9 protein-coding genes and 1 tRNA gene are annotated in these 14940 nt (G+C 33.0%); 7 read left to right on the forward strand and 3 right to left on the reverse strand.

Annotated features, from left to right (window positions below):
- Window positions 1-2 precede the first annotated feature (2 nt).
- From ftsA to FF125_RS03780, 4 genes are all read left to right on the forward strand, one after another.
- Window positions 3-1313, forward strand: a complete 1311-nt coding sequence (ftsA, locus tag FF125_RS03765; protein WP_138948523.1) for a cell division protein FtsA — start codon at window positions 3-5, stop codon at window positions 1311-1313.
- 69 nt (window positions 1314-1382) lie between these two features.
- Complete coding sequence (ftsZ, locus tag FF125_RS03770) at window positions 1383-3254, forward strand: cell division protein FtsZ (protein ID WP_138948524.1); 1872 nt, start codon at window positions 1383-1385, stop codon at window positions 3252-3254.
- A gap of 166 nt (window positions 3255-3420) precedes the next feature.
- Complete coding sequence (locus tag FF125_RS03775; protein ID WP_138948525.1) at window positions 3421-3870, forward strand: GatB/YqeY domain-containing protein; 450 nt, start codon at window positions 3421-3423, stop codon at window positions 3868-3870.
- Between the two features lie 22 nt (window positions 3871-3892).
- Window positions 3893-3966 (forward strand) — tRNA-Arg (locus tag FF125_RS03780).
- Between the two features lie 285 nt (window positions 3967-4251).
- On the opposite strand, the gene FF125_RS03785 is transcribed toward FF125_RS03780, so the two are convergent.
- From FF125_RS03785 to FF125_RS03795, 3 genes are all read right to left on the reverse strand, one after another.
- Window positions 4252-5886, reverse strand: coding sequence for a sulfatase family protein (locus FF125_RS03785; protein ID WP_250629676.1), 1635 nt, complete (start codon window positions 5884-5886; stop codon window positions 4252-4254).
- 328 nt (window positions 5887-6214) lie between these two features.
- The gene (gene galK / locus FF125_RS03790; RefSeq protein ID WP_138948526.1) at window positions 6215-7354 is read right to left on the reverse strand and encodes a galactokinase; all 1140 of its coding nucleotides are present in this window, start codon (window positions 7352-7354) and stop codon (window positions 6215-6217) included.
- Between the two features lie 78 nt (window positions 7355-7432).
- On the reverse strand, window positions 7433-8449 hold the full coding sequence (locus tag FF125_RS03795) for a UDP-glucose--hexose-1-phosphate uridylyltransferase (protein WP_138948527.1): 1017 nt from the start codon (window positions 8447-8449) through the stop codon (window positions 7433-7435).
- Window positions 8450-8799: 350 nt separating this feature from the next.
- Between FF125_RS03795 and FF125_RS03800 the strand changes: the two genes are divergently transcribed.
- The 3 genes from FF125_RS03800 to FF125_RS03810 all read left to right on the forward strand — a co-directional run bounded on the left by FF125_RS03800 (window position 8800) and on the right by FF125_RS03810 (window position 14842).
- A complete protein-coding gene (locus FF125_RS03800) occupies window positions 8800-9657 on the forward strand; it encodes an AraC family transcriptional regulator (protein ID WP_138948528.1) in 858 nt (285 codons plus the stop codon).
- A 219-nt stretch (window positions 9658-9876) separates the two neighbouring features.
- Complete coding sequence (locus FF125_RS03805; protein WP_138948529.1) at window positions 9877-13083, forward strand: SusC/RagA family TonB-linked outer membrane protein; 3207 nt, start codon at window positions 9877-9879, stop codon at window positions 13081-13083.
- Between the two features lie 40 nt (window positions 13084-13123).
- Complete coding sequence (locus FF125_RS03810) at window positions 13124-14842, forward strand: RagB/SusD family nutrient uptake outer membrane protein (RefSeq protein ID WP_138948530.1); 1719 nt, start codon at window positions 13124-13126, stop codon at window positions 14840-14842.
- Window positions 14843-14940 lie beyond the last annotated feature (98 nt).

The following is a 14940-nucleotide window of genomic DNA, read 5'->3' on the forward strand; positions in this document are numbered from 1 at the left end:
TTATGGAAGAAGATAATATAGCCGTAGGACTAGATATTGGAACAACAAAAATTGTTGCCATAATAGGAAAGACGAATGAATATGGAAAGTTAGAAATACTTGGTATGGGTAAGGCCAAAAGTATGGGCGTACATCGTGGTGTAGTTAATAATATTACACAAACCATTCAGTCTATCCAACAAGCAGTTGAGGAAGCTGAAAGTGTTTCAAATCATAAAATAAAGGATGTTGTTGTAGGTATTGCGGGTCAACATATTCGTAGTTTACATCATAGTGATTATATAACAAGATCAAATTCAGAAGAGGTTATTGACGAATCTGATATTGAAAAATTAATCAATCAAGTACATAAATTGGTAATGCTTCCTGGTGAAGAAATTATTCATGTATTGCCACAAGACTATAAAGTGGACGGTCAGGCAGAAATAAAAGCTCCAATTGGTATGTATGGAGCCAGATTAGAAGCCAACTTTCATGTAGTTGTTGGTCAAGTTTCATCGATTAGAAATGTTGGTAGATGTATTAAAAGTGCAGGTTTAGAGCTTTCTAATATTACATTGGAACCGTTAGCATCGTCAGAAGCGGTATTGAGTCAAGAAGAGAAAGAAGCAGGAGTAGCATTAATTGATATAGGTGGTGGTACTACTGATTTAGCAATCTTTAAAGATGGAATTATTAGACATACGGCTGTAATTCCTTTTGGTGGAGGTGTAATTACTGAAGACATAAAAGAAGGGTGTTCAATTATAGAGAAACAAGCTGAATTGTTAAAAACGAAGTTTGGATCGGCATGGCCAGGTGAAAATAAAGAAAATGAAATTGTTTCAATTCCTGGATTACGTGGAAGGGAGCCAAAAGAAATAACATTAAAAAACTTGTCGAAAATTATCCATGCCCGCGTGGTAGAAATTATTGAGCAGGTTTATTTAGAAGTGAAAAATTACGGTCATGAAGAGACCAAAAAGAAATTGATTGCAGGTATTGTCTTAACAGGTGGTGGGGCCGAATTAAAACATATAAAGCAATTAGTAGAATATATTACTGGAATGGATACAAGAATTGGATATCCTAATGAGCATTTAGCAGGTAGTACCGAAGTTGATTTGTCAAGCCCTGCATTTGCAACGGCAGTTGGTTTATTGATGAAAGGATTAGAAGCTAAAAAAAGTGAGATCAGTAAAACAAAGAATAAAGAAGTTGTAGAGCCGCAAACGAATAGTAAAAAATCAATCCCTGTTGAAAAAGTTGACCGCAAATCAATTTTTGAAAAGTGGGCTGATAAGTTTAGAGAGTTTTTAGACAACGCAGAATAGAGCTGATAAAATGTTTTTTACATTTTAATAAAAAAAGAAGAATTATAATATCCCCAAAAAAATAAAACTATGAGTACTGAATTTGAAAATCTTGCTTTTGATTTACCCAAAAATCAATCTAGTGTAATTAAGGTAATTGGTGTTGGTGGTGGTGGTAGTAACGCCGTTAATCACATGTTTAAAAAAGGTGTTGCTGGTATAGATTTTGTGGTTTGTAACACAGACGAACAAGCGTTGCATAACAGTCCTGTTACTAATAAAATACAATTAGGTGTTTCTTTAACGGAAGGTTTAGGAGCTGGGGCTAATCCAGAAGTTGGTGAAGAAGCAGCTATTGAAAGTATAGAAGAGATTAAGGCAATGCTTAGCACTCGTGCAAAAATGGTTTTTATAACTGTTGGTATGGGTGGGGGAACTGGTACTGGAGCAGCTCCTATTATTGCTAAGGTTGCAAAAGAAATGGATTTACTTACTGTTGGGATAGTAACGATACCTTTTTCTTTTGAAGGAAAAATGCGAAATGAACAGGCTCAAAGAGGGATTGAAAAATTGAGCAAACACATTGATTCATTGGTTGTTATTAATAACAATAAATTAAGAGAAGTATATGGTAATTTAGGCTTTAAAGCGGGGTTCTCTAAAGCGGATGAAGTATTGTCTACTGCAGCAATGGGTATTGCAGAGGTAATTACACATCATTACACACAAAATATAGATTTAAAAGATGCTAAAACAGTGCTTTCTAATAGTGGTACTGCCATTATGGGTTCTGCCATAGCAACAGGTCAAAATAGAGCTCAAGAGGCTATTACAAAAGCGTTAGATTCACCATTATTAAATGACAATAAAATTACTGGAGCTAAAAACGTTTTATTATTAATTGTATCTGGAACTACAGAAATTACAATTGATGAAATTGGTGAGATTAACGATTATATTCAGAGTGAAGCGAAGAGTAATGTTGATATTATAATGGGTGTTGGTGAAGATATTGAATTAGGAGAGTCAATAGCAGTAACAATTATTGCAACGGGTTTTAATAAGGAGCAACAGATGGAAATTTCGCATACTGAGGCTCCAAAAATTGTTCATGATTTAGAGCCTGCTAAAGGCCTTAATGAGCCTATTGCGAAACCAAATCCATCACAGCCTATTGTAAAGCATACATTAGAGATAGAGAAAGAAGAAGTTGAGGTTAAGCCAAAGATTACAAATCAAACTCAAACCCCACGAACTATTAATGAAATAGATGTTGTTTATGAAGAAGTTAATGGTGATGATACGTTAGATGATTTTGTAATAAATCAGGTTACTTCAATGGAAGAGGTTAAAGAAGTGGTTCAAGAAACACAAGGAATGCTTTCTTTTGATTTACCATTGACTCCAAAAAAGAAAGTGGAGCCGTTAGAAACTGAAGAAGTTGTAAAACATGCATTGTCAGCTTCAAGTATTAGAGATATAGAAGTTATAGATCCTGAATTTATTGAGCCAACCATCACTTTTGATGGTAAAATAAAGCATGGGTTGGAAAACTTTATGGAAGATGAAGTGAAGCAAAATAGAAAACCAATTTCGGAAGAAGTTAAGGATCAAGAATTAGCTTTTAATATAAGAGTTGAAAAGAAAGATGTTGAAAAAAAGATGTTGAGCTCAGATGAAGAAGAATCTCCCTTAAGTCTTACCATTGAAGAATTACAGAAAAGAGCAGATGATAGAAGAAGAAAAATGAAAAATTTTAATTACAGGTTTACCAATAGACCAAGTAATAATGATGAATATCAAAGTAAACCAGCCTATAAGAGGATGGGCGTAGATTTAGATGATGTAGAACCATCATCAGAGCCTACAGAAAGTAAATCTAGAATATCATTAAGTTCAGATGAGAATGATGATATTCAGTTACGTTCTAATAATTCATATTTGCATGATAATGTGGATTGATTAGTATTTAGTTTTGTTTGTAAAACCCAAAACGATGTTTATCATTGTTTTGGGTTTTTTATTTTCGTCATTTGGTTAAATCTTTCTGTGTTAGGTACAAATTAAAGTTTTAATTCGATGTAATATTAATCGCTGTTTTCTATCTTTGCAGATATAAATTAAAAAAATGAGTTTACAAGATAAAGTAATGGGAAAGCTTAAAGAGGCTATGAAGGCAAAAGATACTGTTGCCTTAGAATCTTTAAGAGCTATAAAATCCGCGATATTAATAGCTCAAACGGAATCAGGAGCTAAGCAAGAGTTGACAGAAGATGAAGAGTTGAAATTAGTGCAAAAATTAGTGAAGCAACGAAAAGATAGTGCCACACTTTATCAAGAACAAGGAAGAGCAGATTTAGCAGATCCTGAATTGGCACAAGTTGCTGTAATTGAGAAATTTTTACCAGAACAAATGAGCGAAGAAGAACTTCAAAAGGTTGTTGCTGGCATTGTTGAAAAAGTAGGAGCTACTTCAATGAAAGATATGGGCAAGGTAATGGGAATGGTTTCAAAAGAGTTAGCAGGTAAAGCAGATGGTAAAGCAATTTCTAATGTTGTAAAGAGTTTATTAAGTTAAAATAGAATAGAACAATAATAACGGCCTCGTAGTTCAACTGAATAGAATATCAGATTTCGGCTCTGAGGGTTACAGGTTTGAATCCTGTCGAGGTCACGAATAAATAAAAAATCCAAATGGTAAATCAAGCTCGCTTGAATTTACGAGTTTGGATTTTTTATTTTCAATCCAGAACCGTTGGGAGAAGCTTTGTCAGGATGACCGAAGGTAATCCTATATAATAGCATAAACTATGTGTTTTGTCATTGTGTTATTGTTCAATCCATGGGTAGGAGGGTTTCAGTTAGGACTGCCTAAGCCACTCCTTTAGAGTTTAAATTTCATTGAAAAGACTCCCTATATTTTATGAGGTAACTCCCTTGTGATTTTAAGAATGGTCTTTTATTCTTTATTTAAAATATCTTTTACTGACATTTCATTATCTTTTTGATCAACGATTGAACCAAAATCTTTATCAGTTATTACTCTAAATTCGTCCAATGACTTATTGTTTTCATACTTTTTCATTAAACCTGTTAGTTGTATTTTTAAATCGGAAATAGTATTTGAGTAGGCCTCGTCATTTATAATGTTATTCATTTGTTGAGGGTCTTTTTCTAAATCGTACAATTCCCAAAGATCTATATTGTAATAAAAATGTGCTAAAGTATAATTTTGAGTTCTTATACCGTAATGTGGTTGAACATGATGCCAATACGGAAATTCATAATAATGATAATACATAGCCTGTTGCCAATCTTTCGGTGTATTACCCATCAAAATAGATTTGAAACTTTTACCTTGCATTTTTTGTTCGGTATTAATATTTGCTAAATCTAATAATGTTGGAGCAAAATCAATATTTGTTATAATATCTTCATTTATAGTTTTTGATTTAACTTTTTTAGGATATTTAACTATAAATGGCATTCGCAATGATTCTTCATAAATAAAACGCTTGTCAAAAAAGCCATGGTCACCTAGGTAAAAACCTTGATCTGAAGTCAAAACAATAATTGTATTTTCTGTTAAATTATTTTCGTCTAAATAGTCTAATATTCGTCCAACATTATCATCAACGGATTTTACACAGGCCAAATAATCTTTAATATAGGTCTGGTAACGCCATTTTTTACCTTCATGTGCCGACATTCCTTTCGGTTGAACTATTTCTTCTTTTTTTGCCCCATAAAAGGCCCAAGCAAGTTTTTCTTTACCTGTTAAATTTTTAGGTTCAACGTATTTCATATCTCTTCGTGAGAAATAATCCATGGTCATTTCAGTATCACCAGCCGTTTTCTCACGCCCTTTATAATCGTCATCAAAGGTAGCTGGGTAGGGCATTTCAATATCTTCCCATAGTTGTTCGTATTTAGATTCTGGTTGCCAAGATCGGTGTGGTGCTTTGTATTGTAAAAGCATCATAAAAGGAGCTTCTTTTTTTCTCCCTGATTCGAGCCAGTTTATGGCAAAGTCAGTGCTTAAGTTGGTTGCATAACCTTTTTCTTTGATGTCTTTACCATTTTCATTATAAATAGGATCCCAATAATTACCTTGCTGACCCGCTGAATTATGATATTTATAATCATCAAACCCTTGTGGTTCAGTTCCTAAATGCCACTTGCCAAATAAGCTTGTTTGGTATCCGTTTTTTTGAAATTCTTGTGGAAACGTCCATTGACTTTTATCAAATTTACCACCACTTTCATTTTTATAATAGCCATTTTTATTGCTGTAATTACCTGTTAAAATTGAGGCACGTGATGGGCCGCAAATAGCATTTGTGCATAAGACGTCTTGAAATAACATACCTTCGTCGGCAAGTCTATCTATATTTGGTGTAGGAGCAATGTCTTTATAAATTCCACCGTAAGCACTAATGGCTTGTGTGGTTAAATCATCTGCCATGATGTAGATGATATTTGGTTGAATGCTCTCAAGCTCTTTCGTTTCATTTACAGCTTGAGTTTTATTCGCTTCTTTACAAGAAGTCATCATGATTAAACAAACAAATAATATCTTAATCGCTTTTAGCATTTGACTTTTTTTTTATTAGGATTGTTTATGTTTTATTATCGCTCTCTATATTATATCTATTCAGATTACAAATAGGTTTAACACGTAATTTGTACTGTAGTAATTTTCAGAAGAGGCTAAACAAAGTTATGAATTAATGAGCAACAGCACCATTACTTTCAACCTTAAAAATGGCTTTCTTTATTATAAAGTAATTCAATTATGAAGAACTATTTATTTCATTTCAATGTGATGTGTTAATTATCGGCTTAAATATAGTATTAACTTGTAATGATATTTCAGGACTAGACACACTAAAGAGATTGGGTTAAGGTCATAAACAATTTGTTCACGCAGTCTTAATACTAGTTCCTTCACTAGGCATGGCTTCAAAAGCCGTGAGTTTAATTTTGTATTTGTCAAAATAAGCTTTTGAAGCTTCTTTGATAAAAGAGGCTACAGCATCTTGATGAATAATATTTATCGTGCATCCACCAAAACCACCACCCATCATTCGGGCTCCAATAACTTCGTCATAATTTCTAGAAAAATCAACTAGGAAATCTAATTCAGGACAACTCACTTCATATAAATTCTGTAAGCCTTCATGCGTTTTATACATATTTTCACCGAGCTTATGTAAAAGTGATTTTTTTAATGCTGCTACAGTGTTTAAGACACGTTCTTTTTCTTCAACTACATAGGTACATCTTTTGAAAATAACCTCAGAAAGTTCGTTTTTAAACTCGTTTAGCATAGTGCTAGAAACATCACGTAAAGAATGAACGTCTGGATATCTTTTCTTAATAATTTTTACACCTTCTTCACATTGACTTCTTCTAACATTATATTCTCCAGAAGCCAAATTATGTGACACATTTGTATTTAATAGCAAGATTTTAAAGGGTTCTATTTTAATAGGGACATATTCAAAATCTAAAGATTGACAATCGAGAAGAATCACATGGTCTTTCTTGCTCATAACAGATGCAAATTGATCCATTATACCACATTTGGTTCCTACATAATTATGCTCTGCACGTTGAGACAATTCTACAATGGTTAGTTTTGATAACTTCAAATCAAACAATTCATTCAAGCCAAAAGCCAACCCACATTCTAAAGCTGCTGATGAACTTATTCCTGAACCAACTGGAATATCACTATCTAATACGCAGTCGAACCCTTGTAATTGATCAGAAAGTTGTTGTATTTCGTAAATAACACCCAAGACATAATTTTCCCATTGTTTTTCACTTTTTGCTACTGAATCTAATTCAAAGCTAAAGCCCGTATTGAAGTTATTACTATGAATGTTACACGTGTTTAAACTTCCGTTTTTATTAAATTTAAATTGAATTTTTTTATCAATAGCTGTGGGTAAAACAAAGCCATGATTATAGTCTGTGTGTTCTCCAATAATATTTATTCTTCCAGGAGAATCTATAATTAAATCCCAATTGCTTGCATTAAATTCTATTTCTTTCATATCCTTGAATGAAGTTTAAGTGTTTACTATTTGGTTCTATATGTATAATTAAATGCAAAATTTTGAAAATGAATCCCTTCATAATGACTTTAATTTTTCAGCCGCTGATTCAGCCGTAATGTCACGTTGAGCCATGGCAAACATTTCATAACCAACCATGAATTTTTTTACCGTAGCAGATCTTAATAATGGAGGATAAAAGCTCATATGCCAATGCCATTCTTTATAATTGGATCCGTCTGTCGGTGCTTGATGTATTCCAGAAGAATATGGAAAAGACGTGTCAAAAAGAGCATCGTATTTCTGCGTAAGTGTTTTTAATTGCTCTGCAAAATCAACTTTTTCTTTATCAGTTAACCCTAATATATTTGCCATTTTCCGTTTAGGTACAATCATAGCTTCGTAAGGCCAAACGGCCCAAAAAGGAATTAGAGTTACAAAACTTTTATTTTGCGATATCACTCTAATATCTTCATTTAATTCTTGCTCTATATAATCTTCTAATAATCCCGAACCCGTTTTTTCTAAATAGTTCTTTTGTGAATTTGTCTTTTTTTCAACCTCAGTGGGTATCGAATGTTGTGCCCATACTTGCCCATGCGGATGCGGATTGCTACATCCCATAATGGCACCTTTATTTTCAAATATTTGCACATAGTTTATGTCTTTGGTATTCCCTAGTTCGGTAAACTCGTTTTGCCAAGTTTCAACTACGTTAACCAAATCAGCTATTTCCATATCTGGAATAGTTAGTGAATGATTCGGGGAAAAACAGATTACTTTAGAAATTCCTTTTTCGCCTTCCGCAAGAAGTAACCCTTCTTTATATTCGAATAGAGGAGTGTCTTCTAGAAGAGCTCCAAAATCATTTTTAAAAACAAAGGTGCTTTTATAATCTGGATTATCTTCACCACCAATTCTGGTATTGGTAGGACACAGATAGCATTCAGGGTCATAAATTATCGCCTGTTTTTTAGAAGAAGATTCTGTTTTGCCTTGCCATGGTCTTTTGGTTCTGTGTGGAGAAACTAACACCCATTCTCCAGTTAAAATATTATAACGACGATGCGGATGTGTTTTTAATTGTGATGACATATTTCTATCTTGTTAAATTGTTTTACTTTTAATAGTACTCAAGTCTATAATAAACTGCAATATAAAAGTACAAAAAATGCTAATTCCTCCTCTAAATGGATAGCATTAAAACCATTTGTACAAAAATAAATAATATAAAATTGAAAATCAGATATTCTTGATTAATGTAAACTTTTTTAGCTGTCATATTTATTATTCAGATAATACTAATAGTATTACAAAATTATCGAAAGTTGGTAATATTAAGCTAGGCAGATATTACCATATAATTATTTAATATTACCTCTTTCTAAGATTGCCATATGTTAATTATAGTATATTGATATGTAATTTTGTTATATTTGTTTACAATGAAACTCGTAATTAAAAATACTGAAACACTCGTTCATAAGCGATTGAACATCCTTAAAAAGGAAGTTGCTTGCTTAGAAGCTGCATGGCATTACCATTCGCAATACGAGCTTTTATATATATCTAAAAGTAATGGAATTCGATTTGTTGGAGATAGTGTTTCCAATTTTTCAGCAGGAGATTTAGTGTTGGTTGGTCCCTATTTACCTCATTTATGGAGAAATGATGCTTCATATTACAGTGGTGAAAGAACGAACAGAGTGAAAACGATTATAACAAAGTTTAATAAAGATTTTATTGGCGAAGGCACTTTTAATAATCCTAATTTTTCAAAAATTAATAAAATGTTAGAGGAGTCGAAATATGGAATATGTTTCGATAATAGCGTCAGTAAAAAACTGCATGATCAACTAATAAAACTTGCTGATTTATCAATTACAGAGCAAAGTATAAAGCTATTAGATATTTTACATCAGCTATCAATAACAAACAGTAAAGTTGTGTTGTCTTCTTCTGATATGCGACAATATACATCTGAAAATTCTGACAAGCTGGATCTTGTTTTAAAGTTTATATCTGATAATTATTCGAGTCATATTACTTTAAATGACATTGCCGATGTGGCATGCATGACTACAAACTCTTTTTGTCGTTTTTTTAAAAAAATGACAAACAAATCATTTACTCAGTTTTTAAACGAAGTACGTATACGTCATGCTTCTCGATTACTTGTGCAAAATAATATACCAATTTCTGAGGCGTGTTATCTTGTCGGGTATAATTCTGTAACAAATTTTCATAAACAGTTTAAACAAATTATGAATTGTACTCCAAAGGGATATCGCAAAACAATTTAGCTCTTCAATAGTTTTTATTTTCTAAAAGCCTCATGGGGTAAAATAATGTAATTTTTAGGTAAATGCCATTATTTTCTCCACAAAACATTTGTCTTACTTTGTATTCACTAAAGTGCTAATAGGCTAATAATGTATTTAATAAAGAAAATATAAAAGACTTATAAGTACTACAGATTTAATCGAAAATTTAATTTACTCATTCTAACTTAACTCAATTTTATGAAAAAAATTAGAAACCTAGACGGACAAATAAGTTATTCCTTATTGGATAGTTTAGCATTTAAACGGTCTCTAAAGAAAGTACTTTTTACAGTGCTTACTTTTACATTTGGCCTTACACAAGTTATTGCTTTGAATACAAATTCAATCAATAATTTTGATGACGACACAGCGGAATTCACATTCCTTGGACAGCAGACGCAGATTACTGGGGTAATTTCTGATGCGGACGGACCATTACCTGGGGCAACTGTATCTATAAAAGGTACTACCGTAGGTACAACAACGGATTTTGATGGGAATTATGCTATCGAAGCAGAAAATGGAGAAGCCGTTTTGGTTTTTTCTTTTGTTGGTTACAAAACGCAAGAAATAGTAGTGGGAAGTCAAACAACTATTAATGTTACCTTAATTTCAGATTCGCAACTTGATGAAGTAGTTGTTATTGGTTATACCACTAGAAAGAAAGGTGATGTAACAGGATCTGTTAGTACAGTAAGTTCTGAAAAATTAGAACAAGCGGGTAGTAAAGATTTAGCAAAATCTTTAGCAGGTAAAGTTTCTGGTTTAATTATTTCTGACAGAGGTGGATTACCAGGTTCAACTAATGCTGCAGATTTAACGCTCTTAATTAGAGGTAAATCTACGTTGGGTAATAACTCCCCATTAATACTAATTGATGGAATTGCAGCGGGTAGTTTTTCTCAATTAGCACCACAAGATATTCAAAGTTTAACAGTACTAAAAGATGGTGCTGCTGCTATTTATGGTGCACGTGCTGCAAATGGTGTAATTTTAATTACAACAAAAAGAGGTACAACAGGTAAACCAAAAATAAGTTTATCAACGTCTTACAATCTCTCTTCCTTTTCTGCAACGCCAACATTAATGAACTCTGAGCAATTTGCAATTTACAATAATGAAATTGCAGAAAGAGCAGGAACTGCACTTCCTTATTCTCAACAACAAATTGATGCTTTTGCTTCAGGGAATGGTACAGATACAAATTGGCAAGATGAGACTTTTGCAAATAACTCGCCTGAATCAAGAACTTCACTTTCAATTTCTGGAGGTAGTGAATATGTAAAATATTTCGTGAGTGGAGATATGGTAAGACAAACGGGTATGTATGATTCTGGTGATTTAAAATTTAAACAAAATCAAGTAAGATCTAATATAGATATTAAAATTAGTGACGATATAAAATTAGGAGTTGATTTATCAGGTAGGTTTGGTAATACTAAAGAACCGGGTGTTGATGATGGCTATATATTTAAACACATCTATACAAATTTCCCAACTGAAGTTGGTATTTATGATAATGGTTTACCTGGTTGGGGTGGCGAAAATGGTGCTAATCCAATCGTTATGTCTAGTGATGAGTCTGGTTTTGTTGAGACTATTAGTAATGATTTAAGAGGAAAAGTTTCTTTAGACTTTAAGTTAGATAAATTGGTTGAAGGGCTGGAGCTTAAAACATTTGGAGGGTATAGAAGAATGAATAATGACACAAAATCTTGGTATACACCTTGGTCCGTTTATAATTATCAAGAAAGTACAGATGAATATGTAGAACAACCAGGGTTTTCTCAAAGAGGTAATGAACGTATTTTACGTGAGAGCTTTTGGAAATATGATGAATTGATGTTAAATGCTACTTTACATTATAATAAAACATTTGACGATCATTCAATTGGTGGTTTTGTAGGTTATGAACAAACAACTTCAGAACAACGTAGTTTTTGGGTTGAAAAAAGAGGTTTCCCAGATTCAGATCACTCTGAATTATTTGCGGGTGATGCTGAAGGTCAAACATCTTACGGAGAGGCTTTTGAGTGGGGGAGAGTGAACTATTTTGGGTCATTATCTTATGATTATAAGAAAAAATATTATATGGATCTCACCTTACGTTATGATGGTTCTAGTACTTTTGGCCCAAATAAAAGGTTTGGTACCTTTCCAGCTATACAAGTAGCATGGTCTATAGATAAAGAATCTTTTATGGATGATGTAGATTGGATAAATGCATTAAAATTAAGAGCATCTTGGGCAAAAATGGGTAATGACCGAATCGGTGGATTCCAATATTTAACAAGATATGATTATGCAGGTGCACTCGGTGCACAACCCAATTATTATAATTTTGGAGGTCAATATTATAATGGTTTTTCTAGTATTGGAGTACAGGCAGCTAATCCAGATGTAACTTGGGAGTCAGCTGATATGAAAAACTTAGGTTTAAATTTCACTTTGTTTGATGATAAACTATCAGGTGATATAAACTATTTCTACCAAAAAAGAGAAGACATTCTAATTACAAGAAATGCCTCGGTACCTGATTTTACTGGATTGACCTTACCACAAGAAAATTTAGGAAAAGTGGATAATTATGGTTGGGAACTTGAATTAGGCTGGAACGATGTAATAAACGATAACCTTAGCTATAATTTAGGATTTAATTTTACAAAAGCAAAAAACGAAGTAAAATATTTGGATGAAGCGGCTGATGTGTCAGATGCTTTAAAACGAGAAGGTCATTCAATGGATTCTTATATAATTTATCCAACCAACGGCGTTTTTAAAGATCAGGCAGAAATAGATGCTGCACCTGCAACCCTAGCAGGTACTGTTCCTGGTGAACCTTATTATATAGATACTAATGAAGATGGTAAAATTAATGCAGAAGATAGAGTTCGCTCATATTCTTCTAATGTTCCTGAAATACAATACGGTATTTTTGGAGGTTTAAATTATAAGAGCTGGAATTTCAATTTCTTATTTCAAGGACAAGCCAAAGCTAAAATGTGGGTGTTTTTCGAAGGACAGGGAGCTTTACCTGATTTCATTTATGACCAAAGATGGACTCCTGAAAATACAGATGCCAGATACCCAAGAGCATTTGCAGTAGGTGATTCTTATAGTGCTAACCGAAATAGTGATCCAGGGAATTTCCAAGGAGCTGATTTATGGTTGCGTGATGCATCATATGTAAGATTAAAGGAAATAGAGTTAGGTTATACATTTACTAAAGACAAAATTAAGTTCGGAGATATTAAAGTATATTTTAGAGGTTATAATTTAGTAACAATGTTTTCTGATGTTTATGATTTAGGTTTAGATCCTGAGGCGGCTGGATACAATAGCTTTAGAGGTAGTACTTACCCTTCTTTAAAAACGTATACGTTTGGATTGAATTTCAATTTTTAAGAATAATTAATGTTTAAAAAACACAAAAAAATATAAAGAGATGAAACATATATTAATAAAATATGCAATCGTACTGTTCGCTATCTTTTCAATAGTTAGTTGTGAAGATGTACTAGATACAGAAGCAAAAGATGCTTTTGCTGAGGATTTAATTTACAGTGACCCTGATCAAGCTGAAAGAGTTGTTTTTACAGCGTATAATAGTACAGAGAGTTGGTCCATAAACCGTTTTCAATGGTGGACATTTAGAGTTAATATTGAAGGAGCCTCATGGGAAGGTAAATTTAATTTTAAAGATTTAGATAACGTTTATAAAATGAGAGGTGGATGGTCACCTAGTAACTCTGGTTTAGCATTCAATAATAGATGGGCAAACTCATGGGATTATGTTAGATTAATAAGTGAGTTTTTAGGTAAAATTGATGATAGTCCTGCTATGCAAGAAGATCCAGATAAAGTAAATGTCCTTAAAGCAGAAATGCAATTTTTAAGAGCCAATATTTATTCTAAATTAATAAAGTATTATGGAGGCGTTCCAATTATGGAAAATGCATTGGGATTGGAAGATGAATTTAATTTACCAAGAAACTCTTATGAAGAATGTGTTGACTTTATTGTTAGAGAATTAGATGCGGCAGCAGCTGTTTTACCTGAAACACAGCCAGATGCTTGGTTTGGAAGAGCTACAAAGCTAGCTGCATTAGCGGTAAAATCGCGTACTTTATTATATGCTGCCAGTCAATTACATGATCCAAGCACAGTTCCAAATGGTCCTTTGTACGATTATAATAAAGGATCTAAATGGCAAGATGCGGCTGATGCAGCAAAAGCGGTTATAGATTTAGTAGGTGCACGAGATTTAATTGCTGTGTCAAATGCGACAGAATATCAAAACTTATTTTTATCAGAAAATGAAGATATTTTGTTTGCAAGATCTTATGGTAATTTATATGCAGAAATGGCAAATGATATTAATACGTTGCCAGATCAAGCACAATCTCCTAGTGGATATGGGGGATGGGGACTGGTTTCACCATCTCATAATTTTGCTTTAGAGTTTAATATGGCTGACGGAACAACAACTGACGGTCCAACATTTGATGCTTCAAAGCCAAATGATAACAGAGAAATGAGATACTATGCTGATCTTAATTATCAAGGAGCTAACTTTAGAGGTCGTCCTGTAGATTATGCATTGGCGGATAACCCAAGTGTAGCAACCCCTAATGGCTTAGATTCACCAGAAGGATTGGGTAACACGCTACACACTTCTAAAACCGGATATAATATTAGGAAATTTCAAGATGAGAGCTTATCAGCATTAACAGATCTTTCCGCTGATCGTCCATATATTTTATACAGATTATCTGAAATTTATTTGAATTATGCAGAAGCAGTATATAATTTAGGTGATGAAGATATGGCTCGTATGTATGTGAATAAGGTTTCTAATAGAGCTTTACAACCTGATATTACTTCTAGTGGTACAGATTTGTTAGAAGCGATTAAAAGAGAAAGACGTATAGAACTTTGTTTTGAAGGTCATAACTTTTTTGATGAAAGAAGATGGATGAACCAAGACCATATTGGTGGTTATGACATTAAAGGTTTAACATGGAAAAAAGCTGCAGATGGGTCACTATCTTTTACTGAAGGAACCGTAATTACAAGACCTTGGTATGACTATAGATATTATTTACCTATTCCTCAAGCAGAAATAGAAAAAGCTCCAGCATTAGAACAAAACTTTGGATACTAAAAAAATAATTTGAACTAGAGAATGCAGTTTCTCATACAAGTTGTTATTTGAGTTAGTTATGAACCGAGGGTTTTTCGCCCTCGGTTTTTTTGTGTAAA

The organism is Aureibaculum algae, from assembly GCF_006065315.1.
Classification (GTDB): domain Bacteria; phylum Bacteroidota; class Bacteroidia; order Flavobacteriales; family Flavobacteriaceae; genus Aureibaculum; species Aureibaculum algae.

Bases quoted from the DNA above. Each gene is read 5' to 3' on its own strand.
- ftsA (WP_138948523.1), top strand. From the start codon at position 3: ATGGAAGAAGATAATATAGCCGTAGGACTAGATATTGGAACAACAAAA.
- ftsZ (WP_138948524.1), top strand. From the start codon at position 1,383: ATGAGTACTGAATTTGAAAATCTTGCTTTTGATTTACCCAAAAATCAA.
- FF125_RS03775 (WP_138948525.1), top strand. From the start codon at position 3,421: ATGAGTTTACAAGATAAAGTAATGGGAAAGCTTAAAGAGGCTATGAAG.
- FF125_RS03785 (WP_250629676.1), bottom strand. From the start codon at position 5,886: ATGCTAAAAGCGATTAAGATATTATTTGTTTGTTTAATCATGATGACT.
- galK (WP_138948526.1), bottom strand. From the start codon at position 7,354: ATGAAAGAAATAGAATTTAATGCAAGCAATTGGGATTTAATTATAGAT.
- FF125_RS03795 (WP_138948527.1), bottom strand. From the start codon at position 8,449: ATGTCATCACAATTAAAAACACATCCGCATCGTCGTTATAATATTTTA.
- FF125_RS03800 (WP_138948528.1), top strand. From the start codon at position 8,800: ATGAAACTCGTAATTAAAAATACTGAAACACTCGTTCATAAGCGATTG.
- FF125_RS03805 (WP_138948529.1), top strand. From the start codon at position 9,877: ATGAAAAAAATTAGAAACCTAGACGGACAAATAAGTTATTCCTTATTG.
- FF125_RS03810 (WP_138948530.1), top strand. From the start codon at position 13,124: ATGAAACATATATTAATAAAATATGCAATCGTACTGTTCGCTATCTTT.